The sequence below is a fragment of the Streptomyces sp. enrichment culture genome (assembly GCF_964273145.1).
Taxonomy (GTDB): domain Bacteria; phylum Actinomycetota; class Actinomycetes; order Streptomycetales; family Streptomycetaceae; genus Streptomyces.
Genome location: NZ_OZ186873.1, coordinates 296,166 through 314,202, shown reverse-complemented (window position 1 = coordinate 314,202; position 18,037 = coordinate 296,166). Strand labels below are relative to the sequence as shown.

Below are 18,037 nucleotides of genomic sequence, written 5' to 3'. Positions count from 1 at the left end.
CTGGAGTGACTCAGAAGCGCCGAGCGCTCACGCTTCGTGTACGGGGAGCTCGTCCCGCAGGGGCGAGGAGGAGCGAGAGCCTCGCGGTGAGGAGCCAACGACGATGAAGACCGCAGTGCCCTGCTACTACCACCTCGACGTGGAAGTCAGCCCGGAACGGGTCGGACAGGTCAGGCGCATCCTGGCCGCTCACCTCAGGTTCTGGAACCTGGAGAACCTCGTCGAGCCCGTCTGCCGCGGCGCGGAGATGCTGCTCCGGGCCATCGACGAGCACGCGAGCGACAAGAACACGTCGATCGAGATGTGGTGGAACGGCCAGCACCTCATCACGGCCGTGGGGGGAAACGACCACGGGCTCCGCCCGGACCAGGACCTGCGCGGCTGCCTGGAGCACCTCGCCGCGACGAGCGACGGATGGGGCTGCTGCGCCACCGACACCGGGGCCAAGGTCATCTGGTTCTCCCAGCGGGCCCGCGCCGGCGAACGCGTCCCGCTGGTGCCGACAGCGCCGACGCCGGACGCCCGGGAGGGCCTGGAACTGCCCCGCGAGACACCGGTCACGGCCCGGCTCGCCCACCCGGCGAGCATGCCGAGCGAACCGGGCACGTCGGGCGGCGTCCTGGAGGAAGCCCGGTGACCGCCGCCCGGACGAACCGGAAGGGGGTGCCCGTCTGGAGCGGGCACCCCTATCCGCTGGGGGCCACGTACGACGGGCAGGGCACCAACTTCGCGCTGTTCAGCGAGGTCGCCGAACGCGTCGACCTGGTCCTCGTCGCCGACGACGGCTCCCACCACAGCGTCCGGGTGGCCGAGGTCGACGGCTTCGTGTGGCACTGCTACCTGCCCGGGGTCGGCCCGGGCCAGCGCTACGGCTACCGGGTCCACGGACCGTGGGCCCCGTCCGTGGGCCACCGCTGCAACCCGGCCAAGCTGCTCCTCGACCCCTACACCCGCGCGGTGGACGGGCAGGTGGACAACCACCCCTCCCTCTTCGAGCGCACCCCCGGCCGGCCCGACCCGGCCGACAGCGCCGGTCACACCATGCTCGGCGTGGTCACCGACCCGTTCTTCGACTGGGGCGACGACCGTCCGCCCCGCCGCCCGTACGCCGACACCGTCATCTACGAGGCCCACGTCAAGGGGATGACCCACACCCACCCCGACGTGCCCCCCGAGCTGCGCGGCACCTACGCGGGCCTCGCCCACCCGGCCGTCGTGGACCACCTGACCTCCCTCGGCGTCACCGCGGTGGAGCTGATGCCGGTGCACCAGTTCGTCCACGACGGCGTGCTCCGGGACCGCGGCCTGTCCAACTACTGGGGCTACAACACCATCGGCTACTTCGCCCCCCACAACGGTTACGCCGCCCACGGCACCCGAGGCCAGCAGGTCGCCGAGTTCAAGGCGATGGTCAAGGCGCTGCACGGGGCCGGGCTCGAAGTCATCCTCGACGTGGTCTACAACCACACCGCCGAGGGCAACCACCTGGGTCCGACCCTGTCCTTCCGCGGCATCGACAACGCCTCCTACTACCGCCTGGTCGACGGTGACTGGGAGCACTACTACGACACCACCGGCACCGGCAACAGCCTGCTGATGCGGCACCCCTACGTCCTCCAGCTGATCATGGACTCGCTGCGGTACTGGATCACCGAGATGCACGTCGACGGGTTCCGCTTCGACCTCGCGGCCACCCTGGCCCGCCAGTTCCACGAGGTGGACCGGCTGTCGGCGTTCTTCGACCTCATCCAGCAGGACCCGGTGATCAGCCGCGTCAAGCTGATCGCCGAGCCGTGGGACGTCGGCGAGGGCGGCTACCAGGTCGGCAACTTCCCGCCGCTGTGGTCGGAGTGGAACGGCAAGTACCGGGACGTCGTACGGGACTTCTGGCGCGGCGAGGACCACACCCTCGGCGAGTTCGCCTCCCGCCTGACCGGCTCCTCCGACCTCTACCAGCACAGCCGGCGCCGCCCCCGTGCCAGTGTCAACTTCGTCACCGCGCACGACGGGTTCACCCTGCGCGACCTGGTGTCCTACAACGACAAGCACAACGAGGCCAACGGCGAGGGCAACCGGGACGGCGAGAGCCACAACCGGTCCTGGAACTGCGGCGCCGAGGGCGACACCGACGACCCGGCCGTGCTCGAACTGCGCGTCCGCCAGCAGCGCAACTTCCTGGCCACCCTCATGCTGTCCCAGGGCATCCCGATGCTCTGCCACGGCGACGAACTGGGCCGCACCCAGCGGGGCAACAACAACGCCTACTGCCAGGACAACGAGATCTCCTGGATCGACTGGCGGCTGACCGGCGCCCAGCGCGCCCTGATGGACTTCACCCGGTACCTGATCTCCCTGCGCGCCGCCCATCCCGTGCTGCGCCGGCGCCGCTACTTCCGCGGCGAGACGGTCACCAACCAGGACCAGCCGCTGCCCGACCTGGTGTGGCTGCGTCCCGACGCCCGCGAGATGAACGACGACGACTGGCTGCGCCCCGACGCCCACGCCGTCGGCGTCTTCCTCAACGGCGACGCCATCGCCGAGCCCGACCCGTGCGGCCGCCGGGTGGTCGACGACTCCTTCCTGCTGCTGTTCAACAGCCACTGGGAGCCGGCCGCCTTCCGCCTCCCCGACGCCACCTACGGGGAACGCTGGACGACGCTGATCGACACCGCCGACCCCGACGCGGTCCCCGACGAGGCGGAGCACAAGGCGGGCACGTCGCTGACCGTGGGGGCGCGCAGCCTGATCCTGCTGTCCCGGCCCTCCCGCAGCGGCCGGTGAACCGGTGAGCCCGTGGGATCACCGCGTGCGGCCGCGCGCGGTCACCGTGAACCGCGCGCCTTCGGCGTCCTGCAGCACCGCCTCCCGCTCGCCCTGGGCCAGGACGCTGCCGCCGTGCAACTGCGCGGCCCGGGCGCAGGCCGGGACGTCGTCGACCGCGAAGTGGATCTGCCAGTGCGGCCGGATCGTCGGGTCGGGAGCCGCCTCCAGCGCCCCCGACTCGATGCGCGCCACCACGTCCCCCTGGCTGCGCAGGACCACCTCGTCACCTTCGTACTCGACCTCGCAGCAGCCCGGCCGGTTCGACGCCCAGTCGAAGACCTCGCCGTAGAAGATGGCGGAGTCGAAGGCGTCACGGGTGTGCAGCCGGATGAAGGCGGGCCGCGCGTTGCGCCAGGTCTCCCAGTCGCTGAACAGCTCGCCCTCCCAGACCCCGAAGGTCGCGCCCTCCCGGTCGGCCAGCAGCGCCGCCCGTCCCGGCGGCAGGGAGATCGGCCCCACCGCGACCGTGCCGCCCCGCTCCTGCACCCGGGAGGCGGCCTCGTTCGCGTTCGGTACGGCGAAGTACGGCGTCCAGGCCACCGCCATCTGCCACATGGCGGCGACCGCGGCGATCCCGGCGACCGGCACGCCGTCGGCCAGCGCGATCCGGAAGCGGTCGCCGAGCCGGGCCGACCGCCACTGCCAGCCCAGCACGGCCGAGTAGAACTCCTCGGTGGCCTTCAGGTCCCGGCTGGTCAGGCTCACCCAGCAGGGTGCTCCGAACACGGAGTGCGTGGAGACGACGTTCTCGGCGCCGGCGGGGGAGGTCATGTCGTGGTTCATGGAAGTACGTCCTGGTCTCGTCCACCGGTGGCCACCGGTTCCACACCAGTGTCCGGCCGAAACGGCCGCGGGCGCCTGCCGAGTACCCCGGCGGCACCCCCGAAACGGAGGGCGTGCCCCGGTCGGCCCGGTGGCACGGGGTGGGACGAGTGACGACGATGGAGGCGTCGGAGAAGTACCGCAAGCCGCAGTACCAGGAGAAGCACTACCACGACAGGCGGCCCCGTGCGGCACAGGCGGCGGCGACGCACCGGACCCGGAGGTGACCATGCCCACGGACGGGGGCTCGGAGCAGATTTCCGAGCTGCAGGAACAGGTCCGGCAATTGAAGGAGGCGGTGGTCTCGCACGCCGTCGTCGACCAGGCGATCGGAATGATCGTCGCGCTCGGCCGGGTCGCGCCGGACCAGGGATGGGCCGTGCTGAAGGACGTCTCCCAGCACACCAACATCAAGCTGCGCAGCGTGGCGGAGATGATCCTGATCTGGGGGCGCACCGGAGCGATGCCCGCGCAGATCAGGGCCGAGCTGGAGGACGCCCTCGACCGGCACGGACCGACGCAGATCCCCGGCGCGCCGCGGGAGTGGTGAGCTCCGAGCCCCTCCGGGCGGCGCGCCCGGGCCCCTTCGGCCGGCACCGGCTGACCCGGCCGACCCCGCCGGGTCAGCCGGTCTCGGCGAGGATCTCCTCCCTCAGCTGGGCGAAGCAGCCGCTGAGCAGGCGGGAGACGTGCATCTGGGAGATGCCGAGCTGCTGCGCGATGCGGCTCTGCGTCATGCCCCCGAAGAACCGCAGATAGAGAATGGTGCGCTCCCGCTCCGGCAGCGCCTGCAGGCAGGGCCGGACGGCCACGCGGTCGACCACGGTGTCGAAGGCCGGGTCCGGGCCGCCGAGCGCGTCACCCAGGGCGTACCCGTCGGTGCCGGGCATGTCGGCCTCCAGCGACAGCGCGGAGAAGCACTCCAGGGCCTCCATGCCGGTACGCACCTCCGCGACCGTCAGATGCGCGTGCGCGGCGATCTCGTCGACCGTCGGGGGGCGCCCCGGAGTCGTCTGCGCCAGCTCCTTCGCCGCGCGCCGCACCCGGTTGCGCAGGTCCTGGACCCGGCGCGGCACGTGCAGCGTCCACATGTGGTCGCGGAAGTGCCGCTTGATCTCGCCGGTGACGGTCGGCACGGCGTACGCCTCGAAGGCGTAACCGCGGGCCGGGTCGTAGTGGTCGACGGCCTTGACGAGGCCGAGGGCCGCCACCTGGTACAGGTCCTCCAGACTCTCGCCGCGCCCGCGGAAGCGGACGGCGATCCGCTCGGCCATGGGCAACCAGGCCTGGATCAGCTCGTCCCGCAGTGCCTTGCGTTCCGGGCCCTCGGACAGCCGGGCCAGTCGTTCGAAGGCCGCGGCCGTGTCGGGGGCGTCGTCGTGGGGGTGCGGCGTGGTTCTGCCGGCGACACGCATGGTGCGTACCTCCCTCAGCAGGGGTGCCGGTGGACGGACACCATGGGAGGCGGGACCGCATCGGACCCTCGCGGAGCGCGCCGGGTCGGGCGCCCGCCGGGCGCGCGGCGGGCCGACTCCCACGGACGTGCCTCCGGTCCGAAGCACACAGAGGCCATTCCCGATACTTCATATTTCCAAACAAACCACTCTATGTAGTGATAAAAGACATTCGGGTGATCCCGGACAGGGGGACGTGATGTACGGCACGTCGGCGGCGGTGCTCGAAGGACCCGCCGGACGGTTCCCGCTGGGCACGGCTTGATCAGCGATCACCGACGGCGAAGCCCCTGGCCACGGGGCATTCCGCGCATTTGACAGTGCGCTCGGGCCCTCGATAGGAAGCAGCTTCCAGAGGTCGAGAGGTGCAGCGTGTACGAGCCGAACGTGGTCGGGGACTGGCAGGAGTACGAGGAACATGCCGGTCTGCGCGTCCGCGTCCACCGGCTGGAGGCGGCCGAACCGCCGCGCGGGCGGGACGAGGCGGCCGAGGGGCTGACGTACTTCCGTGTCCGCGTGACCGTCGAGAACCGCAGCGGCCGGCCCTTCGGCATCCACCTGGAGGACGGCCAGATCGACGTGCGGGTCGGTCCCGACGGCGAGGGGGCGTTCGTCGACTGGCGCAACTCCCGGTTCGTCGAGGGCTTCGACGTCTACCCGCTGCGCCGGGTCACCGCCGTGCTGTACGCGGCCGCTCCCGAGGCGGCCCTGGCCCAGGTGGACGTACAGGTGCAGTTGCGGGTCGACGAGGAGTGGACCGACCGACGGCTGTGGTCGGGCGGGATCGGCCCGGCCCCGGGGGAGGCCGCAGCGGGCGCGCCCTGCGCCGCGGGGCGCGAGGACCTCGTGCACCAGGTCAGCGACTTCCTGCGCGAGCAGGCCAAACCGGACACCGCCTGACGGCCGTCGGCGCGCAGCGCCGCGGGCGGGCGCGCGGGCGCCCCGACGCGGCGCCGGCCTCCTCGGCGAACGCGCCCTCGCCCCCGGTCTTCGGCGGGCCGCCCGGCCGCTCGTCACCGGTGGTGCGCTCCGCCGTCTCGGACGAGTGGCTCGATCGCGCGCAGCGCCGCGGCCGGCGCCCGCTCGTCGCCGACGTCCGAGGCGGTGTCGGTGAGCTTGACGACGTGTTCGTCGCCATGGGCGCGCGCCCGCTCGAGCACTTCCTCGGCCGTCGCCCGGGCGCGCGGCGCGCAGGCGGCCGGCTCGGCGGGGGCGTACATCGCGGTCACCGCGGCGGACGCCGTCCACGCCGCGCGCAAGCTCGGCACCCACAGGGCGCGGGGGAGGGAATCCAGGGTGCGCAGCACGGCGTTGGGGGCGGTCGCCGCGTGCACCGGCATGATCGGCTCGCCGTGGCCGTCTCGCTCGGGCGGCCGGTCCGGGAGGGGCGGCGCTCGGTCCGCGCCGGCCGGCGGCCGGCCGGCCGGTCCGGACGGAATCGCCTGGGCGGCCCGGCCCGCGGCGTTGCCGGCGCGGCTGGCGGGCGGTCGGCCGAGGGGAGCGTGGTCCGTCCCGCCGGGCGGAGCCCCGCGACGGGCCGGTGCCGCCCGGCGCGGCGGTGGGGTCCGTCCCGGCGGGAGCCGGGAGACCTGGGCGCACGTGGTCACGCGTAGGGGTCGAACGGGATCCCCGCGGGCCGGGCCGCCGCCAGGTGGGAGGCGAAGCTGCCGTCCTTCAGGCCGAAGTGGGCGCTGCCGAAGTCGTGGGCGACCAGCTTGTCGCGTACGCCGGCGGGGTAGCCGTTCCAGCCGACCAGGGCCGGGTACTGCCAGGTGCCCTCGTGGTTCTCCGGCGGCTCGTCGCCCGCGCCGGCCGGGCGGAAGCAGTGCGTGCCGATGCCGTCCTTGTGGTAGACGATCTTCGGGTGGGTGCCGTCGAAGCGGACGGCGGACCGCGCGTGCACGGTGAACGAACCGTGGTTCGAGGTCGCGACGTACTGGACGGCTCCGTCCCGCACCCACACCACGACGTGCTCCCAGTCGTGCCGGTGGCCGCCGATGCCGCTGCCGGGCACCGCCTGGTCCTTCTCGAAGTACAGGCCGTACAGGTAGGCGCACCAGCCGTTGTTGCACAGGGAACGGGAGTAGCCGTTGGCGCGGTCCAGGTCGGCGGCGTCGCGGCAGTCGCCGTCGAGGGCGCCGCTCGGCTTCAGACCTCCGTTGACCGTGCCGTCGGGGCCGATGGCGGCGCTGGGGTAGCAGCCGTCGGTGTCGTAGTCGTAGGCGGGCTGGTACGCCCGTTCCGCCGCGTCCGCGTTGGCGGGCAGCGGCGGGGGAGGGGCGGCGAATGCGGTGGCGGGGAAGGCGATGACGAGGGCGGCGGCACCGGCCAGGCCGGTGAACCATCTCCTGCGGCCGGTTCGGGGTCTGTTCGACGGCACGGCGTCCTCCTCCTGGTCCGAGCGCGGGTCAATTGCCGCGCGAGAATGAGGAGTTCAGCTTTCCGTTTCTTCGCCACCGGGCCAAGGGGCCGCAAGCGTCCCCGGGGTGAAGCGCGATCCAACAATTGACGTCACGTCACCTCGTGCCGTCGTGCGGACCTGCCGGCGGCCGGCCCGCACTCGTGACGCTTCACCCCGAGGAGGCCGCGTCGGCCGGCGTGCCCCGGGACGCGGTCCGGCGCGGCCGTCGACGTCCCCGCCCGCCACGGGGTGCGAGGACTGCCCCATCGGGCGGTGGACCGGGCGGCCGGCGGCGCCGGCCGGCACCACCTCCGCCTGCTACCGCACCCGCCAGGCCCTGCTGACCGCGCTGGTCCGGCCTCTCGTCGCCCTCGACCGGGCCGAACTCCAGGAGGCCGGGGAACACGCCCCTCGACCGCGCGACGCGCGGGAGCTCGTCGCCGCCCTCGGCGCCTTCGCCGAGCGGCGGCTCACCGGTGACGGGCAGCGGTCCCCGGCGCGCTACGCGTGCGCGATCGAGAGCGTGCGCCACCCCGGACCGCGCGAGATCCTCCTCCCGCGCGACAACGCGGCGGGGCAAGCCGTACGCGCCTTCCCGGCCGCACAAGGCGTCACCGATCCGAAGGACGCGCCACCGCTCTGCCGACCTGCGTGGACGGTCCGGTGTTCGACCGGCTGGTGAACGGGGCGGCGTGCCGCCCCGGGACATCCAGGGGCTCGTGACGGCCGCGCCGCGCCGGGAGCCGGCACAGCCGGCGCGGGAGGGAACGCGGTAGCCGGCGCGCCCGCCCCACCGGGCCGAGGCCCGGAGCCGGCGCCGCGTCAACGCCGCCGGCGCCCTGTGCCCGCGACCCCGGCGGCACCGGACCCGAACGCCACCGGCCGGGTCGTCCCCGCCGCCGCTCACCGCCGCGGCCGGTCCTCCGCCGGCGCGTTCACCGGCGTCTTCCGCCGCCCCTTCGGACACACCGCGGCACGGGCCCCTCCCGGCAGCCTCCGCCCCGGCCGGCGCACGGGCGCGCGCCCGCCGTACGCCGCGGGGCCGGACGTCCCCGGCCGCGGTTGTGCCCGGTCCCCGGAGGGATGATCCTGGACGACATGGAGCAAGCCTCCGCCGCGGCGGTCGTCGACGCCCGCGGTGTCGTGACGGGATGGAGCGACGGCGCCCGGCGCCTGACCGGATATCCGGCCGAGGAGGTCGTGGGCCGGGCCGCCCGGGAGCTGCTCGCCGCGGACCCGCCGTCCGGCGCCGTGCCCCGCCTCGCGGGCACCGCCGTACTGCGGCACCGGGACGGCTCGGCCGTCGCCCTCCCCCTCACGGCCTGCCCGCTGCTGGGCGCGGACGGCACCCCGGGCGGATACGTGATCACCGTCTCCGCCCCGCCCGGCGGGACGGGAACCGAGCCGGGCTGGGCGGAACGGGCCTTCCAGCAGGCGTCCCTGTCGATGTCGGTCTTCGACACCCGCCAGCGCTACCTGCGCGCCAACCGGAAGGCCTGCCAGGTGATGGGCCTGCCCGAGGAAGCCCTGCTCGGCCGGTACTTCCCGGACACCGCCGACGACAGCGAGTACAGCCGCGGCTTCCTGCAGAACCTGCGCCGGGTCGCCGAGACCGGCGAGCCCCTCCACTTCGAGACCTACACCCGCGGACCCGCCGAGGACCGCGACCACGCCTGGAACATCGAGATGTGGCCGGTGCGCGGCCCCTCGGGCGAGCCGGCCGGCACCGCCCTGGCCGCGTTCGACAGTTCCGCCCAGCACTGGGCCCGGCAGCGGCTGGCCGTGCTCGACGAGGCCGCCTCCGCCATCGGCACCACCCTGGACGTCGTCCGCACCGCCGAGGAACTGGTCGAGCTCCTCATCCCGCGGTTCGCCGACTTCGCCAGCGTCGACCTGCTCGACTGGGTGCTGGGCGCCGACGAACCGCTTGCGGTGCCGGCCGAGGACGTCGAGCTGCGCCGGGTGGCCCACGGCACCGCCGTCGAAGGGTTCCCGAAGCCGTCCGTGCACCTGGGCGCCTTCGACGTCTACCCCCCGTACTCGGCGCCCGCCCGCGCGCTCCGGGAGGGCCGGGCCGTGCTGACCGGCCCCGGTGACCCCGACTTCGACCGGTGGATGCGGGTGCGCAACGCGCAGGCCCCGCGCAACCGCCGCTACCGCGAGAGCGTCCGCTCCACCCTGGCCGTTCCGCTGCGGGCCCGCGGCACCACCATGGGCGTCGCGGTGATGCTCCGCGCCGCGCCCCTGGAGCCGTACGGCACCCAGGACGTCGTCCTGGCCGAGGAGCTCGCCAGCCGGGCCGCCGTCTGCGTCGACAACGCCCGCCGCTTCGCCCGCGAACGCAGCACCGCGCTCGCCCTCCAGCACAGCCTGCTGCCCCGCGGCCTGCCCGGGCCGGCCGCGGTCGAGGTCGCCCACCGCTACCTGCCCTCGCGGTCGGCGGCCGGCATCGGCGGCGACTGGTTCGACGTGATCCCGCTGTCCGGCTGCCGGGTCGCCCTCGTCGTCGGCGACGTCGTCGGCCACGGCATCCCGTCGTCGGCGACCATGGGACGGCTGTGCACCGCCGTGCGCACGCTCGCCGACGTCGACCTGCCCCCGGACGAACTCCTCACCCATCTCGACGACCTGGTCACCCACCTCGCGGCGGCCGGCGAGGACGGGGAGGAGATCGCCGAACTCGGCGCCACCTGCCTGTACGCCGTGTACGACCCCGTCACCCGCCGGCTCGACCTGGCCGGGGCCGGCCACCCCGCGCCCGCGCTCGTCCTCCCCGACGGCACCGCGCGGCTGATCCCCCTGAGCGCCGGGCCGCCGCTCGGTGTCGGCGGCCTGCCCTTCGAGGCGACGGCGCTGGAACTGCCTGAGGGGGCCGTCGTCGCCCTCTACACCGACGGCCTCGTCGGCCACCGGGACCGGGACGTCGACCAGGCCACCGACGAGCTGTGCCGCGCGCTGACCGCGCCCGCGGCCTCCCTCGACGCGCTGTGCGACACCGTGCTGAAAGCCGTGATGCCGGAGGACCCCGGCGACGACGTGGCCCTGCTGTTGGCCCGCACCCGTGCCCTGGGCGAGGACCAGGTCGCCACCTGGGACGTCCCACCGGACCCCGGGCACGTGGCCGTCACCCGCCAGGCCGCCATGGAGCGGCTGGCGGCCTGGGGCCTGGACGAGATCGCGTTCGTCACCGAACTCGTCGTCAGCGAACTGGTCACCAACGCCATCCGCTACGGCGAACCGCCCATCCGGCTGCGCCTCATCCGCGACCGCACCCTCATCTGCGAGGTCTCCGACGCCAGTTCCACCTCACCGCACCTGCGCCGCGCCCACGCCTACGACGAGGGCGGCCGGGGACTGCTGCTGGTCGCCCAGCTCACCCAGCGCTGGGGCAGCCGCCAGACCGGCGGCGGCAAGACCATCTGGGCCGAGCAGGCGCTGCCGCGGACCTGAACGCGGCGGCGCCGACCCGGCTCCCCGCGCCGCGCGGGGCGTTTCGTCAGAACTCCTCGTGCACCTCGGGGTCCCCGCCCAGGCGCCGGCGGGCGCGGTCGGCCACCGCGCGCATCTCGTCCGCGCCGAGCTCGAAACCGAAGACGCCGAGGTTCTCCCGCTGCCGCCCGGGGTCCGCCGACTTCGGCACGGGCACCGCGCCCAGCTGCGTGTGCCACCGCAGGACGACCTGTCCGGGCGTCACCCCGTGCGCCTCGGCGATCCGGGCGAGGGCCGGGTCCGCCAGCAGGTCCGAGTCCCGGCCCAGCGGACTCCAGCTCTCGGTCACCACGCCCCTGGCGGCGTGGAAGGCGCGCAGTTCCTCCTGCGGCAGGAGCGGATGCAGCTCGATCTGGTTGACGGAGGGCAGGACACCGGTCTCCTTCTCCAGCCGCTCGATGTGTCCGGGCGTGAAGTTGGAGACGCCGATGGACCGCACGAGCCCCTCCTCGCGGAGCTTGATCATGGCCCGCCAGGAGTCGACGTAGCGGCCGACGCGGGGGAGCGGCCAGTGGATCAGGTACAGGTCGACGTAGTCCAGGCCGAGACGGGCGCGGGACTCCTCGAACGAGGCGAGGGTCTCCTCGTAGCCGTGGTGCCGGCCCGGCAGCTTGGTCGTCACCACGATGTCCCCGCGGGGCACGCCGCTGCGGGCGACGGCGCGGCCGACCCCGGTCTCGTTGCGGTAGTTGGCCGCCGTGTCGACCAGGCGGTAGCCGAGCTCCAGGGCACTCAGGACGGCCCGCTCGGCCTCGGCGTCGTCCATCGGCCAGGTGCCCAGTCCGAGGGCGGGCAGCGTCGTGCCGTCGTTGAGGGTGTGCGTCGGGGTGCTGATCACCATGGGACCTTCCCTTGACTGTGTGCCGTCCACCCAGCGTCACGGACGAGGGGAGCGGCGGACAACCGGACACGGCGGGCGGCGGGCCGCACGCCGTCCGTGACCCGCGAGGCCCTGTCGCCACGCGCGGCGAGGACTGTCACGCTTCCCGGGGGAGCCGGCACCGGCGACCGGACGGCCATCGGATCGGAGTGCGTATGACGACGGACAGGGCGGCGGAGCACACGCCGCGGACGGCGGAGCGGGCGGCGGGGGTCGGGGTCACACCGGTCGCCGGGCACATCGGCGCCGAGATCACCGGCGTCGACCTGGCCGGCGCCCTCGACGACGCGCAGGTCGCCGCGATCAGGGCGGCGGTGCTGCGCTGGAAGGTGGTGTTCTTCCGGGGGCAGCGCCTGGACCACGCCGGACACGTGGCGTTCGCCCGCCGGTTCGGCGAGCCGGTGGTGCCGCGGCGGCGCGGCAGGGCGTCCCCGCCCGGCGTCCCCGAGATCGAGACCACCGCCGACCGGCTGGAGCTGGGCGGGCGGTTCGGCATGGAGCACGACGAGTGGCTGCGGCGCCGCCGCCACACCCTGCTGCGCGGCTGGCACTGCGACCACGGCGCCCGCGTCGACCCGCCCGCCGCGACGATCCTGCGCGCCGAGACCGTCCCGCCGTACGGCGGCGACACCACCTGGTCCAACCTGGCGGCGGCCTACGCCGGACTGTCCGCCCCGGTGCGCGCGTTCGCCGACGGCCTGCGCGCCGAGCACCGGCTGGGGGTCGGCTACCAGCCGCGGCCGGGCGACGATGCCTACGTCCGGCACCTGCTCGACCACCAGGTCGCGACCCTGCACCCGCTCGTGCGCGTCCACCCCGAGACGGAGGAGCGGATCCTGTTCGTCAACGGCTACTACGTCGAGCAGATCGACGGTCTCTCCCGCGCCGAGAGCCGGGCGGTCCTGGACATGCTGCTGGAACAGGCGACCCGGCCCGAGTACACGGTCCGCTTCCGCTGGGAGCCGGGCAGCGTGGCCTTCTGGGACAACCGGGCCGCCATCCACCTCGCCCCGGGCGACACCGCGCACCTGGGCCACCCCCGGATCATGCACCGGGTGATGCTCGCCGGTGACGTCCCCGCCGGTGTCGACGGCCGCCCGTCGGAGCCGCTCTGCGGCAGCGAACCCGGCCGCTGGTGACCCGGCCGCGCCGCCCCGGCGCCCTCGCCGTTCCCGGTCGCGCGGGTCCTCGCACGACCGCGTGCCCCGCGCCGCACGGCGCGGCGCGGGCCGGGCGCTCCCGGGCGGGTGGCCGCCGGGGCCACTGCTCGGTGCGGGAACCGCCCGTCGTGCCTTCCCCGCGCCGGCTCTCCCCGGGACAGCGACCGCTACCGAAGGCGAGGGACCGCGGGCAGGGGGCAGGAGGCGGCCGTTCCCGGCCGCATGGGGCCCTTCGGCTGCCCCGGCCCGGCCGGGTCAGAACGTCCGCTTCAGCAGGTCGAGCAGAGCCGCCCAGTGCCGCTCGGCGGCCTGCCGGTCGTACTCCTCGGTGTCGGCCTGCGTGTAGCCGTGACGGGCACCGGCGTAGACCTCGCAGCGGTGCCGGACGCCCGCCTCGGTGAGGGCCTCCTCCAGGCGCGCGATCTGCTCCGGCGGCAGCGAGGGGTCCTTGTCGGCGTGGCCGAAGTACAGCTCCGCGGTGACGTTCCCGGCCACCAGGTGGGGGCTGTCCGGCTCCTCGGTCGCCAGCCGTCCGCCGTGGAAACCGGCCGCCGCGGCCACCCGGGCCGGGTAGGTGCCGGCGGTGAGCAGCGAGAGCCGGGCGCCCATGCAGTAACCGGTCACCGCCACGGGGCCGTCGGCCGCCGCCGGGCACGTCGCCAGCCAGCGCAGCCAGGCTCCGGCGTCCCGCATCGACAGCTCGGGCGTCAGGCCCCGGATCATCGGGTTCAGGCGCGCGAAGAGGCCCGGGCGCGACGCCGCGTCGATGAACTCGGGCAGCTCCACGACCGGCGCCCGTCCGTGCCGGTAGAACACGTTGGGGACCAGGACGGTGTACCCGGCGCCGGCCAGCCGGTCGGCCATGGACCGCAGATGCGGACGCGGTCCGAAGGCGTCCATGTAGAACAGCACCGCGGGGTGCGCCCGCCCGTCACCGGGATGCGCCAGGTAGGCGTCGGCGGTGCCGTCCTCGGTGGGGATGTCGACAGCGGTGCCCTGTACGGGGGTCATGGAGAAGCGGCCTTTCTGCGCGGGGGGCGGGGGACCCGCGGCGGTCGCACGCGGCGGATCCGGGGACATCGTGGCACCTGCGGCACGGCCCCCGCCCCCGGCCCCCGCCGGTTGCAGTACCGCTGACCTGCCGCCGGACAGTCCTTTACCTGTGAAATCCCACTTACTCGAACCGCGACGGATCGCCCGCGCCCCACCGTACGACCTCGGCCTGCCCGCCGGAGAAGTCGACCACCGTCGTCGGCTCGGTGCCGCATTCCCCGGAGTCGACCACCGCGTCCAGCACGTGGTCGAGCCGGTCCTTGATCTCCCAGCCCTGGGTCATCGGCTCCTCCTCCCCGGGCAGCAGCAGCGTGCTGGACAGCAGCGGCTCCCCGAGTTCGGCGAGCAGCGCCTGGGCGACGACGTGGTCGGGGATGCGCACGCCGACGGTCTTCTTCTTCGGGTGCTGCAGCATGCGCGGGACCTCCCGCGTCGCCGGCAGGATGAAGGTGTAGCTGCCGGGCGTCGACGCCTTGATCGCCCGGAACACGTCGTTGTCGATCCGTACGAACTGGCCGAGCTGGGCGAAGTCCTGGCACACCAGCGTGAAGTGGTGCCGGTCGTCCAGGTGGCGGATGGCCCGGATGCGGTCGACGCCGTCACGGCTGCCCAGCCGGCAGCCGAGCGCGTAGCAGGAGTCCGTCGGGTACGCGATGAGCGCGCCCGAACGGACGCCGTCGGCGACCTGGGCGATGCTGCGCGGCTGGGGGTTGTCGGGGTGCACGTCGTAGTACTTCGCCATCCGTCGAGCTTATGCCGACCACCGCCGGGCAGGGCGCAGGCCGGCACGGGTGGCGTCCCGCTTGCGGCCCCGGCCCCGGCCGTCCCTCCGGGGGCCCGCCCCGCGCCTTCGTGAGGTAACGTCGCCGCCCGGTGGCCGGGCGGATGACAGCGGACGGGAGCCACCGGGCGGAAGACACCGGGCAGAGGACGAGCAGGGGGAAGACCGACGTGGCGGGCCGAGCGGACGGGGCGCGCACGGGGGAGCGGCCGACGGGCGGGCACCGGGAATGGGCGGCGGAGCTGCTGGACCACCTGGGGCCGGCCGGGCGCGACATCGGCAGGGTCGTCGCCTGGCTCGCCGGCACCCTGCGGGCGTCGGTGTCCCTCCAGGGCGGTGACGGCGGCCTGCTGGCCGGTGTGCGGACACCGCTGGACGAGACGCTCGTCGCACGGATCACGGCCGGCCGCATCGCCTCCGCGGCCTGTGAGGACCGGGGCCGTCACCTGAGGCTGGTCCGGGTGGACCGGCCCCACCCGGACCCGCCCGCCGTCCTCGCCGTGCGAAGCGCCGCTCCCTTCGGCCGGACGGCCGCCGACATCGTCACGCACACCGCCCAGGTGCTCGAACTCCTGCTGGCGGCCGACGCGTCGGCCGCGGCCGGGCGGCGCCTGCGGCGGGCGGCCGCCGACCTGCGGCTGGCGATCCTGCAACTGTTGATGGTGGAGGACACCGTCTCGGCCCGCCGGGTGGCCGCGGGCCTCTGGCCGGGCCTGCTGGACACCGACACCGCCCACGTCTACGTGATCGAGAGCGCCCCCGGGCAGCGCGACCGGCTCGCCGAGGAGTGCCAGGAGGCGACCCGGGAACAGGCCCTGGTCGTGCGCTGCCCGGCCGAGGAAGCCCACGTCATCGTCCTGGCGCCCCGGCAGACCGCGGGAGCCGCGCTGCGCTCCCTGGTCGGCCGGCACCCGGGCACCCACCTCGGGGGCAGCGCCCGGCACAGCCTGGCCCGGACCGCCACCGCCTACGGGCAGGCCGTGAGCGCCCTCGCCGTCGCCCGCTTACGCCCCGGCCGGGCGGCGGTGCACGCCGAACGCACCCATCCCGAGCGCCTGATGGACCCGGCGGCGCTGCGCGGCTGGACGGCCGGCCTGCTGCGCCCCCTCGATCCGCTGCCGCACCACATCCGCGCCGAGCTCCTCGCCACCACCCGCCTCGGGCTGGAGTTCACCGCCGTCAGCGCGGCGAAGGTGCTCGGCGTCAGCCGCAACACCGTCCGCGCCCGCATGGACCGCGTCCAGGGCCTGCTGCGCGCGGACTTCACCGACCTCACCGTCCGCGCCGCCGTCCACTTGGCCCTCAACTCCCGGGCCGGACACGAGGAACACCCCGCGGACGACGGCCCCGGACCGTCCGGGACCGAGCTCACCGACCTGCTGGCCGGGCCCGCGCTGCGCGCCTGGGCGGACGACCTGCTGGGAAGGCTGGAGCAGGACGCCCGGGACCTGCGCCGCACGCTGCGCGCCTGGATCGCGGCCGGAGCCCACGCCGAACGGGCCGCGCGGACGCTGGGCGTCCACGCCCAGACCGTGCGTGAACACCTCCGCGCCGCCGAGCCCGTCCTGGAGCGCCGCCTGCAGGCCGGGGGCAGCGACCTGTACGAGGTCGTGCTCGCCCATCTGGCGGCCGGGGAGCTGGACCCGCCCGCCCTCGGCGGGACGAACCGGGGCTCTCCGGACTCACCTGTGCACGGGTGAGTCCGATCGCCTCCGCAGCGGGCACCGGCGCGCTTCACAACGGCGCACCGCCCCACGTAAGTTCGACGGGCCGCGGGGGCACGACCGGCACGGGGGACCGGTCGGGCCCCCATGGCCGGCCGCGGATCCTCCGCCCGGGGCCGGCGCACCGCCGCCGGACCGGGACGGCGTAGGAGAAGAGGGGCCGCGGACCGGCCGCGGGGCGGGACCACCGCGCGGCCGCCGGCCGCGCCGGTGCGGAGGCGCTCGCAGGCGGGCGGGGCGTCGTCGGGGGGACGGGTCCCGGCGCGCACCGGCAGCGCACCGGGCCGGGCCGGCGCCGGCACCTCGACGGGCTCCGCGCGGCTGCCCGGTACGGCGCCCTCACCGCCACCTCGAACGGCGGCGGGCCGAAGCCGGCCGGGAGGGCCGCACCACCGGTGCCGACCGGCCTCGCGTCCGCCTCGACGGCGGCGACGGCGCCCGCGGTCCCCACGGTGGGCTCCGCGCCGCCGAAGCCGGACACCGCCTCGGCGCCGGGACCGCCGCCAATCTCCCGCACCGCGTCCGCCCCCCGGCGTCCGGCAGGACCGTCTCGCGGGCGCCCCGGCCCCGCGGAGCGGCCGTCGGCTCCGCTGCCGCCGGGCCTTCGGGCACGCACCCGGAGATGTCCCTCCGGGACATGAGGCCCACCGGGACACGTCACCCGGCGCGTCGTGCGCGGCACCCGGACACGGCGGCCCGATCGTTCCGCCGACGGCGCCGTGTGCTCCGGCGCAGAGGGGGTACTGGTGCCGCGTCGGAGGTGACCGTCCCGGCCGGCCCGGTGGGCCGGGGAGCCGGACGGACCCGGCGACCGGCACGGCGAAAGCCCGTGCGGCGAAAGAAGCGAGAACGGTGAAGAGGAGGCCCGCATGACCAGTGGCGCGGAGACCGGCGGCGTGACCGGAACGCAGGACAAGGACTACAACCTGATCTGGTACGTCGAGTCGTGCCTGAGCAACGCGCTGCGCCTGGAGAGCTACATCCAGGACGCGGAGCGCGCCAAGGACACCGAGGTCGCGGAGCTGTTCCGCAAGGCCCAGGCGGACAGCCGCAAGGGTGCCGAACTGGGCAAGCAGCTTCTGCGCGCGCGGCTGAACGGCGGCTGACCAGGGTTCACCGCAAGGCCCGGGCACCGGGGGCGTCCCCCGTGTCCGGGCCTTCGCCCGTCCAGGGAGCGCGCCGCGGACGCCGCCGCGGGGACGGCTCGGCCGTGGCGTCCCGTCCCCGGGGGCCGGCACCGTGCCGCCGCACGGCTGCGGCCGTCCGGCCGCACGGTGGTGCCCCGCTCGCCTTCCCCGGCTGGCGCGGTCCGCCGTCCGGCCGGAGGCTGGATCCGGATGACGCCGTTCCGCCGGCGGGTGAGTGACACCTCCGAGCCGGGTACTCGGGTCCCCACCACCGGCGGATGAGGGCTGCCCGCAGCCAGGACCTCGCCCGACGGAAGCTCACG

The 18,037-nt window shown here is 74.9% G+C and carries 15 protein-coding genes and 1 pseudogene; 9 read left to right on the top strand and 7 right to left on the bottom strand.

The features are described 5' to 3' along the window. Nucleotides 1-103: 103 nt before the first annotated feature. Both ACSU6Z_RS01455 and glgX read left to right on the top strand, forming a co-directional pair. Nucleotides 104-637 (top strand): pep a2, encoded by a 534-nt coding sequence (locus ACSU6Z_RS01455; protein ID WP_437042063.1) that lies wholly within the window; start codon nt 104-106, stop codon nt 635-637. Beyond that, nucleotides 634-2,781 carry a glycogen debranching protein GlgX gene (glgX, locus tag ACSU6Z_RS01450; protein WP_437042062.1) on the top strand — a complete coding sequence of 716 codons (2,148 nt, stop codon included), beginning with the start codon at nt 634-636 and terminating at the stop codon, nt 2,779-2,781. The genes ACSU6Z_RS01455 and glgX overlap by 4 nt, the downstream gene beginning before the upstream one ends. A gap of 18 nt (nt 2,782-2,799) precedes the next feature. Here glgX and ACSU6Z_RS01445 read toward each other — a convergent pair whose 3' ends face one another. Further along, complete coding sequence (locus ACSU6Z_RS01445; RefSeq protein WP_437042060.1) at nt 2,800-3,606, bottom strand: VOC family protein; 807 nt, start codon at nt 3,604-3,606, stop codon at nt 2,800-2,802. 268 nt (nt 3,607-3,874) lie between these two features. Here ACSU6Z_RS01445 and ACSU6Z_RS01440 point away from each other — a divergent pair, with 268 nt between their 5' ends. Continuing rightward, nucleotides 3,875-4,195 carry an ANTAR domain-containing protein gene (locus ACSU6Z_RS01440; protein ID WP_437042058.1) on the top strand — a complete coding sequence of 107 codons (321 nt, stop codon included), beginning with the start codon at nt 3,875-3,877 and terminating at the stop codon, nt 4,193-4,195. Nucleotides 4,196-4,268: 73 nt separating this feature from the next. Here ACSU6Z_RS01440 and ACSU6Z_RS01435 read toward each other — a convergent pair whose 3' ends face one another. Beyond that, nucleotides 4,269-5,060 (bottom strand): RNA polymerase sigma factor SigF, encoded by a 792-nt coding sequence (locus ACSU6Z_RS01435; RefSeq protein WP_437042056.1) that lies wholly within the window; start codon nt 5,058-5,060, stop codon nt 4,269-4,271. Between the two features lie 411 nt (nt 5,061-5,471). On the opposite strand from ACSU6Z_RS01435, the gene ACSU6Z_RS01430 reads away from it, so the two are divergent. Beyond that, complete coding sequence (locus ACSU6Z_RS01430; protein ID WP_437042053.1) at nt 5,472-5,999, top strand: hypothetical protein; 528 nt, start codon at nt 5,472-5,474, stop codon at nt 5,997-5,999. 113 nt (nt 6,000-6,112) lie between these two features. On the opposite strand, the pseudogene ACSU6Z_RS01425 reads toward ACSU6Z_RS01430, so the two are convergent. Continuing rightward, nucleotides 6,113-6,457: pseudogene (locus tag ACSU6Z_RS01425) on the bottom strand (questin oxidase family protein); the annotation flags it as partial. 245 nt (nt 6,458-6,702) lie between these two features. Beyond that, complete coding sequence (locus ACSU6Z_RS01420) at nt 6,703-7,479, bottom strand: NPP1 family protein (protein ID WP_437042052.1); 777 nt, start codon at nt 7,477-7,479, stop codon at nt 6,703-6,705. A 151-nt stretch (nt 7,480-7,630) separates the two neighbouring features. Between ACSU6Z_RS01420 and ACSU6Z_RS01415 the strand changes: the two genes are divergently transcribed. Beyond that, a complete protein-coding gene (locus ACSU6Z_RS01415) occupies nt 7,631-8,182 on the top strand; it encodes a hypothetical protein (RefSeq protein ID WP_437042050.1) in 552 nt (183 codons plus the stop codon). 416 nt (nt 8,183-8,598) lie between these two features. Then, nucleotides 8,599-10,950, top strand: a complete 2,352-nt coding sequence (locus ACSU6Z_RS01410; RefSeq protein WP_437042048.1) for a SpoIIE family protein phosphatase — start codon at nt 8,599-8,601, stop codon at nt 10,948-10,950. A gap of 46 nt (nt 10,951-10,996) precedes the next feature. On the opposite strand, the gene ACSU6Z_RS01405 is transcribed toward ACSU6Z_RS01410, so the two are convergent. Beyond that, nucleotides 10,997-11,827 (bottom strand): aldo/keto reductase, encoded by an 831-nt coding sequence (locus ACSU6Z_RS01405; protein ID WP_437050137.1) that lies wholly within the window; start codon nt 11,825-11,827, stop codon nt 10,997-10,999. 197 nt (nt 11,828-12,024) lie between these two features. On the opposite strand from ACSU6Z_RS01405, the gene ACSU6Z_RS01400 reads away from it, so the two are divergent. Further along, complete coding sequence (locus ACSU6Z_RS01400; RefSeq protein ID WP_437042047.1) at nt 12,025-13,008, top strand: TauD/TfdA dioxygenase family protein; 984 nt, start codon at nt 12,025-12,027, stop codon at nt 13,006-13,008. 276 nt (nt 13,009-13,284) lie between these two features. On the opposite strand, the gene ACSU6Z_RS01395 is transcribed toward ACSU6Z_RS01400, so the two are convergent. Together ACSU6Z_RS01395 and ACSU6Z_RS01390 are read right to left on the bottom strand one after the other, a co-directional pair. Further along, nucleotides 13,285-14,040, bottom strand: coding sequence for a dienelactone hydrolase family protein (locus ACSU6Z_RS01395; RefSeq protein ID WP_437042045.1), 756 nt, complete (start codon nt 14,038-14,040; stop codon nt 13,285-13,287). 163 nt (nt 14,041-14,203) lie between these two features. Then, complete coding sequence (locus ACSU6Z_RS01390; protein ID WP_437042043.1) at nt 14,204-14,824, bottom strand: L-threonylcarbamoyladenylate synthase; 621 nt, start codon at nt 14,822-14,824, stop codon at nt 14,204-14,206. A gap of 209 nt (nt 14,825-15,033) precedes the next feature. Between ACSU6Z_RS01390 and ACSU6Z_RS01385 the strand changes: the two genes are divergently transcribed. Both ACSU6Z_RS01385 and ACSU6Z_RS01380 read left to right on the top strand, forming a co-directional pair. Beyond that, entirely contained in the window at nt 15,034-16,563 is a 1,530-nt protein-coding gene (locus tag ACSU6Z_RS01385; RefSeq protein WP_437042041.1) for a helix-turn-helix domain-containing protein, read from the top strand. An 893-nt stretch (nt 16,564-17,456) separates the two neighbouring features. Beyond that, on the top strand, nt 17,457-17,693 hold the full coding sequence (locus ACSU6Z_RS01380) for a hypothetical protein (RefSeq protein WP_437042039.1): 237 nt from the start codon (nt 17,457-17,459) through the stop codon (nt 17,691-17,693). The last annotated feature ends 344 nt before the right edge of the window (nt 17,694-18,037 follow it).